Source organism: Cytobacillus sp., from assembly GCF_964223445.1.
GTDB lineage: Bacteria > Bacillota > Bacilli > Bacillales > Cytobacillaceae > Cytobacillus.
Window position 1 is genome coordinate 1 of record NZ_CAXQGS010000132.1, and the last position, 19,852, is coordinate 19,852.

Sequence of the window (19,852 nt, forward strand, 5' to 3'; positions counted from 1 at the left end):
TAACAAGATTGGATTGAGCAATTTCAGAGGGACTTAGCACACGGGAAACGCCGATAATTACCGCAATATACCAAACAATTGCCATAATAACAGATACAATTAATAATTTACCAATTTGCTTCTGTGGAAGCTTTATTTCTTCTGCTGCCTGTGGAATGACATCAAACCCAACAAACATGAATGGCGTCATGATCACAACGGTAAGTATCCCTGCCATTCCTTTTTCAAATAATGGCTGCATATTTTGTGTGTTTCCTGAAAAAGAACTGCCTGTTATTAATAAAACACCCGCAATTAAAATTAATAATGTTAAAATGAACATGGCAGCAGTAGAGAATTTAATGCCGCGATAATTTATCCAGGCGATAAAAATAGAGCCTATGATACCTACCCCTGCCCATGTTATCGTAACATCCCAATCTGCCACTGTGTATAAGTAGCCTTTACTATAATTAGGGATCAAATACTCAAAAACCGTTGGCAGTGCAACTGCTTCGAACGCAACTACAGAAACATACCCTAAAATTATTGCCCATGTAGTTATAAAACTGGCTACCCTGCCCATGGCTTTAAAACTATAAACATGTTCCCCGCCTGCCAATGGAAGAGCCGATGCCAATTCTGCATAGGCTAGACCAACAAAAGTAACAAGCAAGCCTCCAATAACAAAGGCAAGAATAGCACCCAATGAGCCAGCTTCTGTAATCCATAGGCCTGCAGTAACAACCCAGCCCCAGCCTATCATTGCCCCAAATGCAAGAGTAAGTACATCACGGTTTCCTAGTGTTTTTATAAACCTGTTTTCACTCATTCGCTTACCTCCACTCAAATTTTTTTGATGAAGAAAACCCAAGCAAACCCTCTATTAGTCTAAATATAATTAATTTTCTGATTTTTTATCTGTTTCTAGTGCCTACTCTAATGAATAGGCACCAATCAATATTAACTATTAAACACTTTGTAATTTTAAACTCTTTTCAACCGCCTGAATGGCATCCGAGAAGATCGAAATCATTTTTTCAATTTCTTCTTTATTAATAATAAGCGGTGGTGAGAGGGCTATTATGTTTGTTCCTCCAAAGGTAACGGCCCTCACAATTAATCCTCGGGTTAGACATTCTTCAACCAGCTGTTGGGCAGCCATTTTCTCAGGTTTAAAGGGAATTCCCTTTTCCCTATCCTCAAACAATTCAAATGCGCCAATCAAACCCTTTGCCCGTGATTTTGTCACCAGCGAATGATTCTCAGTCAAATATTCAAAGCCTTTTTTCAGTTCTTTTTCCATCTTACTTGCATGAGCCGGCAAATTTTCTTTTTCAATAATTTCGATATTTTTTAAAGCAACTGCACAGGCAGCGGGATGACCGCTATAAGTAAATCCATGGAATAAGACATCATCCGACAATTCAGCCAAGCTGTCCCTTAAGCGTTCAGTAATCGCGACCGCTCCCAGCGGAATATAACCACTCGTTATTCCCTTCGCCATACACATGACATCAGGTATAACATTCCAATGATCGACTCCGAACATTTTTCCTGTCCTGCCAAAACCGCAAATAACTTCATCAGCTATCATTAAGATGCCGTATTGATCACAAAGCTCCCGCACAGCTTCTAAATATCCATTCGGCGGGATAATAACTCCGCCTGCCCCCTGAATCGGTTCCACTATAACCGCAGCAATCTTTTCGGGACCTTCATTTTCAATAATCCCCCGAATGCTTCTGGCAAAGTCCGGATCGTTCTTGTCACCTAATTCACAATTCGTTTTGTGGGCTGCAGCATGGAGAAAATCTGGGGCCAGTGAGGTTGTCATATTTTGAAATTGCTGAATTCCCGTTGCGCTTGTCGCCCCTATTGTAATTCCATGATACGCACGCTCTAAACCAATTATCTTGTTTTTCTCCGGCTGCCCCTTCATTTTCCAATAATGCCTCACAAGCTTAAATGCAGTATCATTTGATTCAGATCCGCCAGAAGTATAGAAGAACACATTTAAATCACCGGGTGTAATGCTTGCCAGCTTCTCTGACAGCTGAATAACCGATTCGTGGGATAGGTTATTGAAAGAGGAACTATAAGCAAGCTTGCCCATCTGCTGGCTCGCTGCCTCCCCGAGATCTTTCCTGCCATGTCCTACATTTACATTCCACAGTGATGCCAGTGCATCAATATAACTTACGCCATTTACATCGGTTAAGTATATCCCTTTCCCTTCTGTAAAAACCCGTTTCGGACCGCTCTCCTGATGCTGTCTTAATGAAGATGTTGGATGCAAATAATGCTTTTTATCTAACTCTAAAAGTTTCATGATTTGATCTTTATTATACGTGGTCATTGCGATTACCTCCTTATTATGATGAATAATATAAAAGTTACATAAAAAAGTATTTTGCAAGTTTTATGCCAACAATCTATTACTGCTAGATAGAGAATCAATGAGCTTCAGCTGCGAGTTTAATGCTTCTGTGCATTAGTAATAATGCATTTCTGCATTAATATTCATTATTCTAAATATTATGAATTGTTGATAACTGCTTAATATGCTATTATTTCATTACCAGACTCTATTACCTCAATTTATTAAAAAATGCGGGTGAATTTATGGAAATTTGCGAGCTCACACATTATAAGAATTTGAACCATGAATTGGAGACAATTATTAATACCTGTTTTGATGAAATTTTTGTTACTGACGGCATTGGTACAGTCCTTAGAGTGAATCCGGCCGGAGAGGCATTTTATGGGATGAAGGCAGCTGAAATAGTAGGAAAAAATACGGAAGAACTGGCGAGAAAAGGGCTGTTTTCCCCCTCTTTGTTTCCGATTGTTAAAGAGCGGAAAGAGAGGGTATCAATGATACAAAGAACAAGAACAGGGCAAACTATTCATTGCATCGGAAATCCCTCTTTGGACACAGAAGGAAATATAGAGTTCATTGTTTTTACCTCCAGGGATCTGACTGAAATCAGACAGCTTCGCAATAAGATTGAGCGTACCGAACATTTACTTGAAAGCTTTCAGGAAGAGCTAGAAGAATTAAGGCGGTTTCATAATAAAGATGAAGAAGATTTTATTTCTTTTTCACCCGATATGCGAAAAATAGTGAAAATGGCAGATAAAATTGCGAAGGTCGATTCAACTGTTCTTGTTACAGGAAAATCCGGTGTCGGAAAAGGTGTAATCGTATCTCACATCCATAAAAAAAGCAAAAGAAGTAAGCAGCCTTTCATACATATTAATTGCGGTGCAATACCGGAGTCTCTTATTGAATCAGAACTTTTTGGGTACGAACCAGGCGCCTTTACAGGTGCGAAAAAAGAAGGCAAAAAAGGATTATTCGAAGCGGCAAATGGCGGTACATTATTTTTGGACGAAATAGGCGAGATGCCCCTTAACCTTCAGGTAAAACTATTAAAAGCCCTTCAGGAAAATGAAATTCAGCGGATTGGCGGCACCAGACCAATACCCGTAGATACCAGAATTATTGCTGCAACAAATAAAGACTTGGAAACAATGGTGGAGGACGGAACATTCAGAGAAGATTTATTTTACAGGTTAAATGTGATTCCCATTTATATTCCTCCTTTAAGTACAAGACCAGAGGACATTTCATACTTAATGGATCACTTTTTAGAAAAATTCAATAAAAAATATGGAATATCTGCCTATCTAAGCCTGAAAGCAGAAAACAAGCTAATTAATTACAGTTGGCCTGGAAACGTTAGAGAATTGGAGAATTTAATGGAGCGTTTAGTTGTTATAGCCGACAGGGATGAAATTCAATTATCAGATTTGCCGCAAAAGATTGTTAGCTCAACAAACGGCCATAAGCAATATACAGTCCATATTAATGAAATTTGCACACTAAAGCAGGCACACGAGGAATTGGAAGAACAATTAATAATAAAAGCTTATAAAAAATACCGAAGCTCCTATAAAGTCGGCAAAGCCCTTGGCATAAATCAATCAACTGCATATAGAAAAATTCAAAAATATATAAATGACCATTAAAATAACTCCTGGCTATTTGGCCAGGAGGTTAGAATTCAATTAAACTCTCCTGTTGGCTTCTGTACAAATACTTACCTGGATATAACAGTAATCTCTCTCATTTACCGGGTTTGTGCTTTTTCTTCATATGTTTGAACAATTTTATTATTTAACAGGGCCTCAATCTTCGCTTCATCATACCCAATCTTTTTCAAGATATCCTTAGAATTTTCTCCCAGCTTTGGAGGAGCTTGTTTAATCTCTGCTGGTGACATGCTTAGTTCAAAGGGAAGCCGGGGAAGCTTAAACCCTTCGATGTTCGAATGTGCCAGACTCTCCCACATTTTAATGGCTTGAGCCTGCTCATCCTCAACAACTTCTGAAATCTTTTTTACCTTTGAGCTCGGCACCCCGGCTTCTGCTAAAAGTTTTACCCATTCATCAGCTGGTTTTGATTGCAGTATGTTTTCAATGGCAACTCTCAAATTTTCTCTATTTTCAACTCTTTTAGGATTCGTCTCATATCTTATGTCTGTAACCCATTCCTCTTTGCCCAGCACTTTGCATAAACGGCTAAATAATGAATTATTGGATATTCCAATCATGACGGGTGCATCGCTTGCATAAAAAGCCCCATATGGTGCAAAGGCAGTATGGCCTGCACCATTCTTTCGGGGTTCCTTTCCTGTAGCAAGCCAGGATAGCATATGATAGCCAACCCAAAAAACACCTGTTTCATAAAGAGAGGTTGTTACCAGCTGGCCTTCTCCCGTTTTTTCTTTATGAAAAAGGGCAGAAATAATGCCAATGGCTCCCCACATTGCACTTCCCTGATCCAGTACGGAAACTGGAACTCTTGCAATCTCTGACCCTTCTGCCCCGTTAATCCCGATAATGCCGGAATCTGCCTGGGCGATTGCATCGTACCCGGATCTTTCCCGCAAAGGTCCGTTCTGTCCGTAAGCCGATAAAGAACAATAAACAAGGGAAGGATTAATTTCTTTTAATTTTTCGTAACCAAGTCCCATTTTTTCCGCTTTCTTGTAACGGAAGTTCTCTACAAACACATCAGCTTTCTCAACAAGATCGTAAACAATTCTTCGGCCAGCATCCTGCTTGAGGTCAATGACAACAGACTTTTTATTGCGATTTATATGAAGGAAATAAACGCCTTCCCCTTCCCAAAAAGGTCCCATGCCTCTTGAGTCATCTCCAGTAACCGGCCTTTCAATTTTGATAATTTCAGCTCCTAAGTCCGCGAGAATCATAGTTAAACTGGGGCCGGAAATATTTGTAGTAATATCCACAACAGTAATACCTGATAACGGTCCTGCCATCCTTGTTCCTCCTTCTTATTAAAGAGAGGACCAAATAATATTATGGCCCTCGGGTTTTGGTTTTTAGAATGAACGCGGCAGCCCTAGAACATGCTGGCCAACATAGCTTACGACGAGGTTGTTGGTAATAGGAGCTACGATAAACAGCCGGGCTTCTCTAAATTTACGTTCAATATTGTATTCCTTAGCAAAACCATATCCGCCATATGTGTCCATGGCTGCATTTGCTGCACGCCAGGTCGCTTCTGATGCAAGGTATTTAGCCATGTTTGCTTCTGCACCGCAATCCATACCTGCATCAAACATCTCGGCTGCCTTATCACGCATTAGCTTCGCTGCCTGAATATCCATATAGGCCCTTGAGATTGGGAATTGCACTCCTTGATTTTGCCCGATTGGCCTGTTAAAAACCACACGCTCATTTGCATATTGAACCGATTTATCTACGAAATACATCCCATCCCCAATCGATTCTGAGGATATTAAAATGCGTTCTGCATTCATTCCTCCAAGCACATAGCGGAAGCCTTTGCCTTCTTCGCCAATCAGGTTTTCAGCTGGAATTTCAGCTCCTTCGAAAAAGACTTCAGTTGTTGCATGATTGATCATCGTATCAATGGGCCGGATATCAATTTTATCTGCCTGTTCCTTCATGTCCAGAATAAATAGGCTAAGTCCATCCGTTTTCTTTTGCACCTGGTCTTTCGGAGTCGTTCTAGCCAGGAGCATCATTAAATCTGAATGCTCAGCCCGGGAAGTCCAAATCTTTTGGCCATGAACGATATATTTGTCTCCCTTTCTCTCAGCAAAAGTTTGGATGCTCGTTGTATCACTGCCTGCTGTTGGTTCTGTAATGCCAAATGCCTGAAGCCTTAATTCACCACTGGCAATTTTGGGAAGAAATCTTTGCTTTTGCTCCTCGTTTCCGTGCCGAAGCAATGCACCCATTGTATACATTTGAGCATGGCAAGCTCCAGCATTGCCTCCTGAGCGATTTATCTCCTCTAAAATAATGCCTGCTTCTTTCATCCCAAGGCCAGCTCCGCCATATTCTTCAGGAATGAGCACTGACAGCCAGCCTTCGTCAGTCAAGGCTTTGACAAATGCTGTAGGGTAGGCATCTCTCTCATCTGTATCTCTCCAATACTCTTCAGGAAAGCGCTCACATAAAGTGCGAACACTTTTCCGAATCATTTCATGTTCAGTGTTTTCCATTGTTTGTGTATTATTTGCCATCTCTGTTCCCTCCAAAATAATAAATATATTTAAGAATTTCTTTACTTACCTTTCCAATGGGGTGGGCGCTTTTCATTAAATGCATAGATCCCTTCCAAACGATCTTCGGAATTTGCACATCTATAATAAGCCTCCAGTTCAAATGCCAGCCCTGTTGCTAAATCTGTTTCTGTTCCTTTATTTACTGCTTTTTTTAATGCTTTTAAAGAAAGCGGTGCATTAGCAGCAATAGTTTCGGCCAGTTTAACCGTTTCTTCAATGAGTGTTTCGCTTGAGAAAATATGATTGATGATTCCAAGCTGCTTTCCTTCTTCAGCGCCAATCCGTTTGCCTGTGAAAAGCAATTCCTTAGCTATCCCTATAGGAATGATGCGAGGGAGAAGCTGTGTTCCCCCAATACCCGGAATAAGGCCTAATTTAGATTCAGGAAGGCCCAATCCTGCATGCCGGGCCGCAGTTCTAATATCACAGCTTAGGGCAATTTCCATACCGCCTCCTAATGCATATCCATTTACTGCTCCAACTACCGGATATGGAAACTCATGGATTTTCTCTGTTACTTGTTCAAAATAGTCATGCTGTTTTTTCCATTCTTTTTGTGACATGCCATTTCGTTCTTTAAGATCAGCTCCAACGCAAAAACTTTTCGTGCCAGATCCCGTCAAAATGAGTACCCTTACATTTTCGTCATATTTTAATTCATCCAGCACTTGAATTAATTCCAATGCCATTTTTGTATTCAAGGCATTCATTGAATCGGGCCGGTTTAAAGTTAATAAGAATATGCCTTCCTGTTGGCCAGGACTTTCGAGTTTAATCGTTTCATATGTTTGGACCAGCATCTTACTCATCCCTTCAAATGTATAATAGTTGTTTCAGTTCGGTACCGGATACCTTCGGGAACTCTTTCCTGCTTTGGCTACTTGCCCCGGCAAATCATGGCCAAGTATATCCTTTAATTTTTCAGAAGCAGCAATTAGTGTATCAAGGTCAATGGAGGTTCTCACTCCCATTTCCTCCATCATGTGAACAACATCTTCTGTACATACATTACCTGTAGCGCCAGGAGCAAATGGACAGCCTCCGATTCCTCCAATTGATGCATCGTAAAGTCTGATGCCCGCCTCCATACCTGCGAGTATATTTGCCATTCCCATCCCTCTTGTATTATGAAAATGACAGCCGAATTCAAAATTTCTCCATTCATCTGAAACCGCTTTTGCTAGGTCATATACCTGTTTTGGATTAGCCATGCCAGTTGTATCTGCTAGTGTAATTCTTTTGATGTTATGTAAAAGGAGGGTATCTACAATTTTCATGATGCGATTCTGAGGGACTGTTCCTTCAAAAGGACAGCCGAATGAAGTTGCGACTGTTACATTTAATCCAATATCATACTTAGATGCAAATTGTGATAAAACCTTAAAGCTATTCAGAGATTCATCCGTTGACTGGCGGACATTTTGCTGATTATGTGTATTACTTGCTGACAAAACATAATTAACAGACCTGACTCCATTTTCTTTGGCAATTTCAAGCCCTTTTAAATTGGGGACAAGGGCAACAAGCTCCATCTTTGCCTCATGCTGCTGAATCTGAGAATAGAACTCTGACGTGTTCGCCATTTGCGGCACTAACTTGGGATGGACAAAAGAACCAAACTCTACCTCAGAAACCTTTGCCTCATGCAATAAATTAAATACATCAAGCTTCTCTTCTGGTGTCAGTATCATGGATTCAAGCTGAAGGCCATCCCGAAGACCGACTTCATAAATCATTACTTCGTTTACTAACTTCATAGAATTATTCCCCCAATAGACAGCTGGAAAAATATTAGCTTTATATAAATAGGATACTGTATCCAATCTACAATTTCAATTATTATTATGAATATTCTTAAATTTTTATATATTTAAATCTTATGACCTTTGTTTTTTGTTTTTCCTCCTTCATTCTTGGGAAGCATACTATGGCATTACTTTTATCCATTTACACCTATTTCCCATGAAACTTTGGCTTCCTCTTTTCCAGAAATGCCAGCGTTCCTTCTTTTTTATCTTCAGTTGACATTAAAAATGCCTGGGCTAGTTTTTCTAACATAAGTCCTGTTTTCAAATCGGTTTCTGTTCCGATATTTATTGATAATTTAGCGAGCTGGACTGCTAGCGGGCCTTTATTAATAATGAATTCAGCAATTTCCTCTGTTTTTTCCTGAAGTTTATTAGGTAAAACGACTTCTGAGACAAGCCCACACATTTTTGCCTCTTCAGCAGAGATGATTTTTCCTGTCAGGATCATTTCTAATGCCTTTCCTTTCCCTACAAGCCGTGCCAATCTTTGTGTGCCGCCTGCTCCTGGGATGATGGACAAATTTAATTCCGGCAGGCCCATTTTTGCATTTGTTGAAGCAATTCGAATGTCACATGCCATTGCAAGCTCGCATCCGCCTCCTAGAGCATAGCCATTAATCATGGCAATAGTAGGTTTAGGATAGCTTTCAATATATTCATAAACCTGCTGCATCCCTTTTTTTCTTAAAGTTTCCAATGCTGTTCTATCCTTTAACTGTGAAATATCTGCACCTGAAGCAAAGGATTTTTCTCCCGCCCCAGTAAAAACAATACATCGTATTGATTCATCCAATTCCAACTCGTTAAGAGCGGTTTGAAATTCATTAACCGTTTCCGAATTAAGTGCATTCCTAACCTCCTGACGATTTATTATTATATAAGCAATCTGACTATTTCTCTTGACTAAAATGTTTTTATATATCATCTAAATCCTCCTCGATATTTCAACTAATACACTATTATCAATAGTGTTTGAGAATAATATTTTCAGGGCTGAATGCAATCTGAAATGCATTTGAACAATTTAACTCTTGGTATTTACGACAGCTTGACCGCCACTAATATTCGTATTTTGAGCGTGCCCGAGTTTCTCAGGTAATTTAAAGGACGCCCAGCTTGCAAGTAACGCAAAAACAGCCGCTAATCCAAAAGATATTAAATGAGTGTCAAACCTTTCATATCCCCACCCTCCAATAAAAGATCCAATAGCACCTCCTATCTGATGTACTAAAAAAGCCCAGCCATTTAATATTCCCAAAAGTTGAATTCCATAAAAATCGCCTAGAATGGCAGACGATATTGCTATGGACCCTGCCCATACCAAGCCCCCAGTAACTGATACAAGAAACAGCTGCCATGGACTTGCCGCGTATACTAAACCAAGGAAACCTCCGCCGCGGACCAAATAGATCCAAAAGAGAATATTTTTTCTTGGGTAGCGATCTGCAATCGATCCTAAAAATAAAGTACTGAATATAGCTACAACTCCAATTGTCCCGACACCGTAGGAAGCAGTCATAGGCTTAAAATGATGATCCATTAACATAGGGACCGCATGGGATCCCATCAGATTCATGCCAAAACCACAGGCAAACATCCCAAATACAATCTGCCAATATGCCTTTGTTTTAAAAGCATCTTTCCAAGTAATTTCCGGCAGTATATCCTTCAAAATTGTATCCCTGTGAACAACGGAACCATCTGCCCCCTCAGGTACATCTTCCCGCATTACAAAAATTGCCGAAGGAAGCACTACACATATGAATAACACTGCAAACAATAGAAGAGTTTGCTGCCAGCCAACTAAATCAATTAATATAGCTTCAACAGGAGTCATGATTGCGATTCCAGCCATACCGCCTGTAGAAAGGTAGAAGAGTGCCTTTCCCCTTTTGAGAACAAACCACTTGCTGACGATTGGAGCTAAAGTAATATTGCTTAAAAAGGAAAGACCCAGTGAAAGAAAAATTCCAAATGAAAAGAGGAATGAGAAAAATCCTATTGAATTTATTGTCCATAATATTGATAAACAAACTGTAAGTAAGCCGGTTAACAAAACAAATTTAGTACTATAACGTTTTAAAAGCAATCCAGCCAGAGGCATTCCAATGCCATAAATAATCATGCCAATTGCAGCGACTATGGAGAACTCAGTTCTGGACAATCCAAAATCGAGCATTATCGGATTAACAAGCGGACCAATTCCCATTCGAAGTCCCATGGTGAGAAGCACGATCACAGAAGCTGAGGCAACTATGTACCATCCATAATATATATCCTTTGTCATGGCGTGATTCTCATTAAAGTTAATGCTGAATCCCTCTTATCACTAAAACCATACAAATCTATGATTTCAACAGCCCCAATCATATAACTTCCTCCCTCTTCTTCACTCCTAAATTCTTTCCTTTTCCATCATCGGTACTTAATTCAAAGGTGCTTACTGCAATAAAAAATAAAGGAATATTATGATTAACATTCCTTTTTCAAGATGGCAGTATTAAATTTATATTCTAAAAGGGATCACCAATATATTTTAAAAGTAAATTTATAATGTAACATTTTGTTCAATTTTATTTTTAATTCGATTAACTGCCATAATGTATGCATAAGCACTTGCTTCAAGGATATCGATACTAATTCCCCGCCCCTGCGAGACTGCCTCTTCATTTTTTATTTGCACATAAACTTCTCCTTGAGCATCCTTCCCCTTTGTAACTGAAAGAATTTTATAATCAAGTAATTCAATATTCAAATCAATGATTTTATCAATAGCATTAAAAATAGCATCAACTGCACCATTCCCATATGCGCCTTCCTCTTGCACCAGTTCGTATTTATCAAGTAATTGAACGGATGCGTATGGCTGTTCTGGTGTGGAATACGAGATATAAAGTGCTTTCAATTTATAGTATTCAATTTCATTCGTTATCTCCTTATCCAGCAATGTAATTATGTCCTCATCTAAAACCTGTTTTTTTCGATCTGCAAGGTCCTTGAACTTTTTAAATACAAAGGATAATTCCTCATCACTTAAACTATAGCCAAGCTCAGCCAATTTTCCCCTTAATGCATGCCGGCCGGAAAGCTTCCCTAATATAAGGCTGCTTTCTTTTAAGCCAACTGTTTCTGGTTTCATAATTTCATAAGTCTCTTTATCTTTTAATACACCGTCCTGATGGATGCCGGATTCATGTGCAAAGGCATTATCCCCAATAATTGGCTTTGTAGCGGAAATTGGCATGGCTGTTAAACGGCTAACAAGCTTACTAGTTTTAGCTATTTCTTTAAGATTCATCGTTGTTCTCTTTCGGAAGTAGTCATAGCGAGTCTCCAGTGCTAAAGCTACTTCCTCTAAAGGAGCATTACCCGCCCTTTCTCCAATACCATTCAGGCAGCCTTCGACTTGAGTAACTCCAGCTTCAATCGCCGCAAGCGAATTCACGGTTGCCATTCCTAAATCGTTGTGGCAATGGCAGCTTAATATTACCTTATCAATCCCTTCCACACGATTTTTAAGTATTTTAAATCTTTCACTATATTCCCATGGAGTTGTATATCCTACGGTATCCGGATAATTTAATACTTTCGCTCCAGCCTCAATTACTTTTTCAGAAATAGAACATAAAAAGTTCATATCGGAACGGGTTGAATCTTCAAATGAGAATTCAATATGATCAAAAAATTGCCTAGCATATCGAACTGCTTCTATTGATTTAGATATCACTTGTTCCTCTGTTAGATTTAATTTTTTCTCCATATGAATAGGAGAGGTCGCTATAAAAATATGAATTCCAACATTTTTTATCCCTTCAAAAGCTTTTACTGCAGCATCAATGTCCTCTTTATTTGTTCGTGCCAAACTCACCACTATCGGTTCATTTACAGCTTTTGCTACAGCGCGCACTGCATTTAAATCTCCGGGAGACGCAGCAGCAAAACCTGCCTCAATAATATCAATGCCCAATCTCTCCAGCTGCAGGGCTATTTCAACTTTTTCCTTCTGGTTTAAATTGACACCTGGAGTTTGTTCCCCGTCCCTTAACGTTGTATCGAAAGTGTAAATTTTTTTATACATATTTATAGCTCCTCCCTATTTAAATATATCTTTCTATAAACAATAAACTAAGCAGAAGCAGTTCATTCAAACACAGCTTTTTAATATGCATGCCTCTAATTCATTTAAAAGTTCATTTACAGCTTCAGAAGGTATGTCCTCCCAATCAATTATTGACTCTAACCACTTATCTAATGATCTATCAAAAATACCTGTTTCAGCTGGGGGTTGAACGTATCTTTGAAAATAATGCATAAATACGAACAACTTTCTGTATCCGCCATTTTCCGAGATCTGATAATCTGCTTCTTGCAGCAGCAGACTGGAAGCACAAATATGATACATATTATTCATAAGGCGTTTTGCTGATATTTCATGTTCCATGGTCTGTTCTAAAGTGATTGAATCAAATTGTCTTTGCAGTTTCTCTGCTTTCTTCAGGCAAAGTTTAGCAGCACGCTGTACAAAAGCATTGTTTAGACTGGATAGCCGTTTTTCAAAATCAGTCATGAATGCATTTCCTGCATGGTCTTTATTTATGGCTCTTAAAACATCCAGTGCAACAATATTTGTGGTACCTTCCCAAATGGAGCCTAAATGGGCGTCCCGGACTAGTTTAGGGTTAACCCATTCTTCTATATATCCATTCCCTCCGCGTATTTCCATTGCTTCTGCTGTTATATAGCGAGCGCGCTTGCAGATATATCCTTTAAGCAAAGGTGTCAATATTCGAAGTATGAGTTTATATTCCTCATTTCCGCAATCTGATTTATCAAAAACATCAGCGGTGTAAAAGATCATTGAAGCTGCTGCTTCAGTATCAAGAAGTATTTCAAAAATGTTCTCTTTCATCAATGGCAATTGGATAAGTGCATGGCCAAAGGCTTTTCTCCCTCTGGCTGTATATAGCGCTTCTAAAAAGCTTCTCCTCATCATCGCAGCTGAACGAACTGCATTGGATAGCCGGGATGAATTTACCATAGACATCATTTGCTTAAATCCTTTATCAATATTACCGACCACATATCCTGTGGCCCCCTCAAAAGAAACCTCCCCCGAGGCCATATCCTTTGTGCCCAGCTTATCTTTCAGCCTGTTTATACGATATCGGTTCCGCTCTCCGTTCTCCAGCTTATTTGGCACCAAAAACATAGCCAATCCTTTTGTTCCTTTTTCAGCTCCTTCTGGGCGAGCTAATACTAAAGCAACATCAGCACTTACATTTGAACAAAACCATTTATCACCCCAAAGCTCCCAATGATCCCCAGCCTTTTTAGCCACTAAAGTATTCTCCCCAACATCGGAGCCGCCTTGTTTTTCTGTCATGAATTGAGCAGCCGTCCAAAGCTGGCTCATATCTGTACTTGTCAGCCGGGATAAAAAAGATTTCTTAATTTCTGGCGAGGCAAATTGATCTATGACTCTAGCTGCAGAATCGGTCATGCTCATAGGACAGCATAGTCCAAATTCGGATTGAGCAAATAAATACCAGAAGGAATATTTTAATAGTCTTGAAAACCGAGTTGGCCACCCCATTACACCAGGCTGATGAGACATTGCTACAAGCCCAAACTGACTGTACCCAATTTCCTCCATTTGTTGATAAGCTGGGTGATAATTCACCTGATCAACCCGGTCTCCGTATTTATTAAAATGATTTAATTCCGGTGGATGGCGATCCGCTTCCCTGGATAAATCATCTAATTTTCCTCCGGCGACAGCGCCAAGACTCGATAGAAGAGGGAGAGCGCGTTTATATTCTTCTTGGGGAACGTAGAAATGAATTAAAAAATCCAAATTCAAATCAATGTCATAAAAATTAATTCCTCTAGGCTCTGGCATTCCACCTAGTTTAGCTTTTGGTTTCAGTTCGTTAAATATTTCTTTCATCTTTTAACCCCTTTGCAAAAAATTAATAGCCATAATTATGACGAAATTAATTACTCTGCCTGTCCTCAAGAATAAACGAATTTATCTAAGTTACCTTCCGGAAAAGTTAGGTTCCCTTTTTTCAAAAAATGCTTTCACGCCTTCCTTAAAATCCTCTGTCTGAAAACAGATATCTTGCCCCTGGGCTTCCAATTCCAAAAGGAGTTTTAAGTCCTTATGCAAGTGCTGATTCATCATTTTTTTTGTCATCCCTATAGAAATGCCTGATTTTTTAGTTAACTTTTCTGCTATATTTATTGTTTCTTGGAGTAAAGATTCAGCAGGTACAACTCTATTAACAATACCTATACGCTCTGCCTCAAAAGAAGAAATTCTTTCACCCAAAAACATTAGCTCTCTTGCCCGATGGGGTCCAATTAGCATAGGAAGGAAATGTATGGCTGCGAAGTCTGGAATTAATCCAACGTTTACAAAACTTTGGACAAAAAATGCCTCGTCTGAAGCAATAATTAAATCGCACAGCAAAGTAAGGCTAAAACCCGCTCCAGCTGCTGCTCCGTTGACTGCGGCAATAATTGGTTTCTCAATTTCAAGTATCTTTAATAATAAGGGGAAAGATTTTTGAAGCCTTTTTCTGCCTTCAAGGGGTTTTAACTCTTTCAAAGCAGATAGGTCTCCTCCTGCAGAAAATGCTTTATCCTGACCGGTAAGGATGATACATTTTATTTCGTCATCATTTTCTGCTTTTTCCAATGCAGAGAGCAATTCCATTCTCATATCCATTACTAAAGCATTGCGCATTTCAGGTTTATTCAGCCGAAGAAGAGAAATGCTGCCTAGTTTTTCCTCCAAAAGATATTTATATTCCAATAGAACCTCTCCTTCCTAATTTTTATGAATTTTAAGAAGCTAAACTTAACAAAAAGTTTTATTAATATAAAACAGCGAAAACATCTATATATAAGGAGAAAATGCAGAAGAGGAATTAAAGTGTTTTCCTTATAGGGAAAGAAAAGCTTATTTATAGTTACCCAGCATTAATGCCCCACTGGCTGCCAAAATTGATTCATTTTTTTTATTACCGATTCTGCTTCTATAATGATTCCATCAATGATTTCCTGAACGCTTGGATATTGATTGATCCGGCCAATTACCTGCCCAATTGATAATACACCTGCATTAATATCACCTTCACCAATCAGTACTTTATAAGCTTCACCTCCAATAATCGGCAATAATTCTTCTATTTTGGCATTCTGGTCTTCCAATTCAAGTACTTTAAGGGCAGCTTTATTTTTATAAACCCTGTTTGGTTTATTGATAGATCGTTTAATAACTAAAGTGTCTGTTATATTGGCGTTTGTTAATGTTTCTTTAATATTTTCAGGCAAGGGTGATTCCTGACTCATTACAAATCTGGTTCCCATTTGTATACCTTGTGCTCCAAGAGATAAGGCCGCAATCAACCCACGCCCATCATTAAAACCTCCAGCTGCGATTACTGGGATATTAACTGATTCTACAACTTGAGGAATCTTTACCATCGAGGTAACTTCATCTGCTCCAGGGTGCCCGCCACATTCGTAACCAACGATTACAACAGCATCACATCCTAATTCCTCAGCTTTTCGTGCAAATCTAACAGATGGTACGACATGAACAACTTTTACTCCCGCTTTTTTTAATGGATCCATAAATTTAGCCGGGCTATTGCCAGATGTAAATACAATGCTAACCCCAGATTCAATAACGCCCTCAACATATTCGTCCATAGGTTTCCGAATTCCGATCGCCAGATTCACACCAAATGGTTTGTTTGTTTTTTTACGAACGAGCTCTATATCATCTATCATTTCCTTTTTTGAAGGATATGTACCTGCAGTTATTAATCCTAAACATCCTGCTTCTGAAACAGCTGAAACGAGGGGCTCACGCCCTAATCCTTGTAAGCCGCCTTGTATAATAGGATATTTTATTCCCAGCAATTTAGTTATATCCGTTTGGATTGTCATAAGCTCCCCTCCTGTAATATGGAAAATTTAAATTGGATCATACTCTGAAATTAGAGTATGACCCTTTAAATAAAGGAAGGTTTATCCTTTATAATCAGTATGTTCTTCAATGTAATCGAACAGCTGCTGGCCGATACTTTCCTTTCTGCCAAGTTCGATTTCTTCTACAATATGAGCCACTAATCCAACAGCTCTTGAAGCAACTGCAAATGATTTTACAACACGGTAATCTATCTCCATGTCAGCCATTATGGCACCAATTGCACCAACAGCATTTAAAGTTATTGTTTTTCCTTTTTTCTCACAAAATTGTCTATGAATCTCTTGAAGAAGTTGTGAGTTTTTCCCTTTAAAACCTAACGTTTCAGCAATCTCGAATAATTTGACAGTTCGGGGGTCGTCGGGTTTATGAACGGGATGGCCAAACCCTGGGAGCTGTTGCCCGTTTTCTTGTCTTTCATTTATTATGATAGAAGCTAATTCTTTAATATCGTATTCTTCTCCATATTTTTGAAATGCTTTTTGAAGCATTTCGGCAACATACTCCATTGCACCAAGATAAACAGTTCCTGCTCCCAGCAATCCAGCCGCTACTGCGGATTGAACAGACTCGGGTGCACCCAGATAAGTTAAACGGGTTGAAATGGAGCTTGGCGTAAAACCATGCTCACAGATAGCCACTAATACTGCGTTAAGCATTTTGGATTCATTTTCTGTTGGTTTTCGATGCTTTGCACCCAGGAAAGCCATATCTGCAAGTGTAATATTTCCAATTAAATCCTCGGTCAAGTTATACCCATGTACAAAAATCTTATCTGTGGCTGATTTTCCGATTTTAGTTTGAAATTCCAATTTTTCTTTTCCTCCAATACGTTAAATTTAGAAAACATAATCACTACTTCAAAATGGCAAATGTACCCAATGCAGATCCAACAGTTAGTCCCTTTTCATTAAAAGCTTTTGACTCTACAAATTGAATGCGGTTACCTGAGTTAATTAGAGCAGCACTCGCATACAAAGTACCTTCCTTAACAGGTGCAATAAATTGAGTTGTTAGAGAAATGGTCGCAACTCGCACTTCTCTTTTAGATCGAATTGCTGCTCCAATAATTGAGTCTAAAATAGAAGTTAATGCTCCTCCATGCATTACGCTATTTGAATTCAAAAGCTCTTTTTTTACCGGCATTTTGATAATGACATCCCCCGGCTCTAAGCGGTCAAAAGATATACCCATATGCTTCCAAAAGGGTGACTCTTCAAATTCATCTTTCAACCATTGTAAATACGCACTGGCACTGGTATTTTCCATTTTATCTCTCCCAGTCTAAAAATGAATTAAACAGAAACAGATCTTTCGACTCTACTCTTCCAAACAATAATTCCATCTAATGCTGCTATCCCTTTACCCTCTTCAAAAACCCATATAGGATTAATATCCATTTCACCAATTGACCTCCTATGATGTGAGGCAAATTGGGATACCTTTACTAGTGCCTCAGCAAGAGCTTGAATATCTCGCTTTTTTCCACCTCTTATACCCTCAAGCAATGGATATCCTTTTAATTCTTTTAACATATCATGTGCTTCGTGAATTTGGATCGGGGCCCGTCTAATGGAAATATCTTTTAGTACCTCTATGAAAACACCTCCAAGCCCACAAACAATCATTGGTCCGAATTGAGGATCTTCCTTTACACCGATAAACATTTCAGCTCCTTCTTCCTGAATCATCTCTTCTGCAAGAATTCCATCAATTTGGGCATTTGGAGAATATTGAAGCACTGACTGCAAAATTTCATTATATGCTCTTTCCAATTGAACAGGATTATGAATGTTAACCTTAACACCACCTGCATCTGTCTTATGCAGGACATCTGGGGATATCACTTTACATACTAATGGATAGTTTAGGTTATCTTTTACTTTCTCCAGGTGGCTTCTATCTTTTATTATCGTTCCATTTGGAACTCGAATTCCTAATATTGAAAGTTCCTTCTTAACGCGTTCTTCTGTCCATATTCCCGTCAATTCATTCGATCCGTCATCTTGTAAAAATGCTGGTGCTGACGAATCTAACATCTGGTCGTTACTAAAATGCGAAAACTCCACTAAGTATTTTAAGGACAACATTGTCTTATAAGATGTAGGATATACAGGGACCCCTGCTTCCTGTAAAATTGTACGCCCCTTTCCTGTTAATTCATTTGTTCCGGTTATCGTCACTATAATTGGTTTATCTGTTTTTCGATCGATCTCAACTATTTTCTGGCAAATCTTCGTTCCAAGTTCTCCTCCAAAAGTAGTTTGAAAGACTATTGCGTCGACCTGATCATCTTCGATTAATACCTCTAGTGTCTCGGTCAAAATATTTTGTTCTTTAAGAGCTTGTGCAGTAACGTCAATTGGGTTTAATGCAGATCCATATGATGGAATAATTGATTCTATTTTGGCTGCCGTTTCTTTGGACAAACGTACCATCTCTAATCCCAATACTTCACTATAATCGGCCATGGCAATCCCTGCTGCACCAGAGTTTGAAATCGTAACAATACGATTCCCATTTGTTTGTTTACCCCTCGAAAAAATCTTCATTGCATCAATCATGTTATCCACGTCATTTACTGTAATTAATCCAAACTGTTTTGCAATAGCCTGGAATGCATCTTCAGATCCTGTTAATGAAGCAGTATGGGACATTGCTGCTTGTCTGCCTAATTCCGAACGCCCAGACTTTAATAAAATGACAGGTTTTTTTAACGATTTAGAAGTTTCTGATAATTTTATCAGCATTTCTCCGTCCGGGATTGCTTCAAGATAGCCTGCAACAACATTTGTATCCGGATCTCCCAGCATATACTCGATACAATCAAAGGAATGTATATCCATCTGGTTGCCCGTATTAACTACATATGAAAAACCAATGTTTTCCTCTTGAGCTAACCCAAACAGCGAAAAACCTATTGCTCCACTTTGTGATGCAAAGCCGACATTCCCAGGTTTAAAACCTTTTTTTGTTTCAAAGGAGGTTGCAAACCCTAATGGAATGCTCTCTTTGACGTTAAGCAAACCGACACAGTTTGGACCTAAAATATGAATCCCTGCTTGCTTGGCCTTTGCAAAAACTTTTTCTTGAAGTGCCTTTCCTTCCTCACCAACCTCTGCAAACCCTGAACCAAAAAGAATTAAGTGGTGAACTTGTTTCTTTTCACATTCATCCAGAATTTGCAGCATTCTTTTGGAAGCTACAGCAATTAATGCAACATCCACTTCACCCGGTATATCCAAAATACTTGAAAAGCAGGGTATGCCCTCGATTTCTTCATATTTAGGATTTACGGGATAGATGTTTCCTTTAAAGTTATGGTGAATCAAATTTTTAATAGGCTTGCCGCTAATGGATGAGAAATCCTTTGAAACTCCTACAATAGCTATTGATTTTGGGTTTAAAAAACGGTCAATCGCATCAACTTTCGACAT

The 19,852-nt window shown here is 39.0% G+C and carries 16 protein-coding genes; 1 reads left to right on the plus strand and 15 read right to left on the minus strand.

The genetic code is table 11. The features are described 5' to 3' along the window. Both ACEQ1T_RS22780 and ACEQ1T_RS22785 read right to left on the minus strand, forming a co-directional pair. A partial coding sequence (locus ACEQ1T_RS22780; protein WP_370224875.1) for an APC family permease occupies window positions 1-811 on the minus strand: 811 nt, incomplete at its 3' end. 138 nt (window positions 812-949) lie between these two features. Beyond that, the gene (locus ACEQ1T_RS22785; protein ID WP_370224877.1) at window positions 950-2,338 is read right to left on the minus strand and encodes an aspartate aminotransferase family protein; all 1,389 of its coding nucleotides are present in this window, start codon (window positions 2,336-2,338) and stop codon (window positions 950-952) included. A 266-nt stretch (window positions 2,339-2,604) separates the two neighbouring features. Between ACEQ1T_RS22785 and ACEQ1T_RS22790 the strand changes: the two genes are divergently transcribed. Then, the gene (locus ACEQ1T_RS22790; protein WP_370224879.1) at window positions 2,605-4,014 is read left to right on the plus strand and encodes a sigma-54 interaction domain-containing protein; all 1,410 of its coding nucleotides are present in this window, start codon (window positions 2,605-2,607) and stop codon (window positions 4,012-4,014) included. Window positions 4,015-4,115: 101 nt separating this feature from the next. On the opposite strand, the gene ACEQ1T_RS22795 is transcribed toward ACEQ1T_RS22790, so the two are convergent. The 13 genes from ACEQ1T_RS22795 to ACEQ1T_RS22855 form a co-directional block, all read right to left on the minus strand. Continuing rightward, on the minus strand, window positions 4,116-5,330 hold the full coding sequence (locus tag ACEQ1T_RS22795; RefSeq protein ID WP_370224881.1) for a CaiB/BaiF CoA transferase family protein: 1,215 nt from the start codon (window positions 5,328-5,330) through the stop codon (window positions 4,116-4,118). A gap of 63 nt (window positions 5,331-5,393) precedes the next feature. Then, window positions 5,394-6,566 carry an acyl-CoA dehydrogenase family protein gene (locus ACEQ1T_RS22800; RefSeq protein WP_370224882.1) on the minus strand — a complete coding sequence of 391 codons (1,173 nt, stop codon included), beginning with the start codon at window positions 6,564-6,566 and terminating at the stop codon, window positions 5,394-5,396. A 41-nt stretch (window positions 6,567-6,607) separates the two neighbouring features. Continuing rightward, window positions 6,608-7,408, minus strand: a complete 801-nt coding sequence (locus ACEQ1T_RS22805) for an enoyl-CoA hydratase-related protein (protein ID WP_206837157.1) — start codon at window positions 7,406-7,408, stop codon at window positions 6,608-6,610. 33 nt (window positions 7,409-7,441) lie between these two features. Next, a complete protein-coding gene (locus ACEQ1T_RS22810; protein ID WP_370224883.1) occupies window positions 7,442-8,365 on the minus strand; it encodes a hydroxymethylglutaryl-CoA lyase in 924 nt (307 codons plus the stop codon). 196 nt (window positions 8,366-8,561) lie between these two features. After that, window positions 8,562-9,341 (minus strand): enoyl-CoA hydratase/isomerase family protein, encoded by a 780-nt coding sequence (locus ACEQ1T_RS22815; RefSeq protein ID WP_370224885.1) that lies wholly within the window; start codon window positions 9,339-9,341, stop codon window positions 8,562-8,564. Window positions 9,342-9,440: 99 nt separating this feature from the next. Beyond that, window positions 9,441-10,703 (minus strand): MFS transporter, encoded by a 1,263-nt coding sequence (locus ACEQ1T_RS22820; protein WP_370224888.1) that lies wholly within the window; start codon window positions 10,701-10,703, stop codon window positions 9,441-9,443. Window positions 10,704-10,964: 261 nt separating this feature from the next. Next, a complete protein-coding gene (locus ACEQ1T_RS22825; protein WP_370224889.1) occupies window positions 10,965-12,494 on the minus strand; it encodes a 2-isopropylmalate synthase in 1,530 nt (509 codons plus the stop codon). Window positions 12,495-12,560: 66 nt separating this feature from the next. Next, on the minus strand, window positions 12,561-14,363 hold the full coding sequence (locus ACEQ1T_RS22830) for an acyl-CoA dehydrogenase family protein (protein WP_370224890.1): 1,803 nt from the start codon (window positions 14,361-14,363) through the stop codon (window positions 12,561-12,563). A gap of 90 nt (window positions 14,364-14,453) precedes the next feature. Beyond that, window positions 14,454-15,233 carry an enoyl-CoA hydratase/isomerase family protein gene (locus ACEQ1T_RS22835; protein ID WP_206837140.1) on the minus strand — a complete coding sequence of 260 codons (780 nt, stop codon included), beginning with the start codon at window positions 15,231-15,233 and terminating at the stop codon, window positions 14,454-14,456. 167 nt (window positions 15,234-15,400) lie between these two features. Continuing rightward, window positions 15,401-16,375, minus strand: a complete 975-nt coding sequence (locus tag ACEQ1T_RS22840) for an NAD(P)H-dependent flavin oxidoreductase (RefSeq protein ID WP_370224891.1) — start codon at window positions 16,373-16,375, stop codon at window positions 15,401-15,403. An 81-nt stretch (window positions 16,376-16,456) separates the two neighbouring features. Beyond that, window positions 16,457-17,227, minus strand: coding sequence for a citryl-CoA lyase (locus ACEQ1T_RS22845; RefSeq protein ID WP_370224892.1), 771 nt, complete (start codon window positions 17,225-17,227; stop codon window positions 16,457-16,459). A gap of 43 nt (window positions 17,228-17,270) precedes the next feature. Further along, window positions 17,271-17,684, minus strand: coding sequence for a PaaI family thioesterase (locus ACEQ1T_RS22850; protein ID WP_370224893.1), 414 nt, complete (start codon window positions 17,682-17,684; stop codon window positions 17,271-17,273). 26 nt (window positions 17,685-17,710) lie between these two features. Next, window positions 17,711-19,852, minus strand: a complete 2,142-nt coding sequence (locus ACEQ1T_RS22855) for an acetate--CoA ligase family protein (protein ID WP_370224894.1) — start codon at window positions 19,850-19,852, stop codon at window positions 17,711-17,713.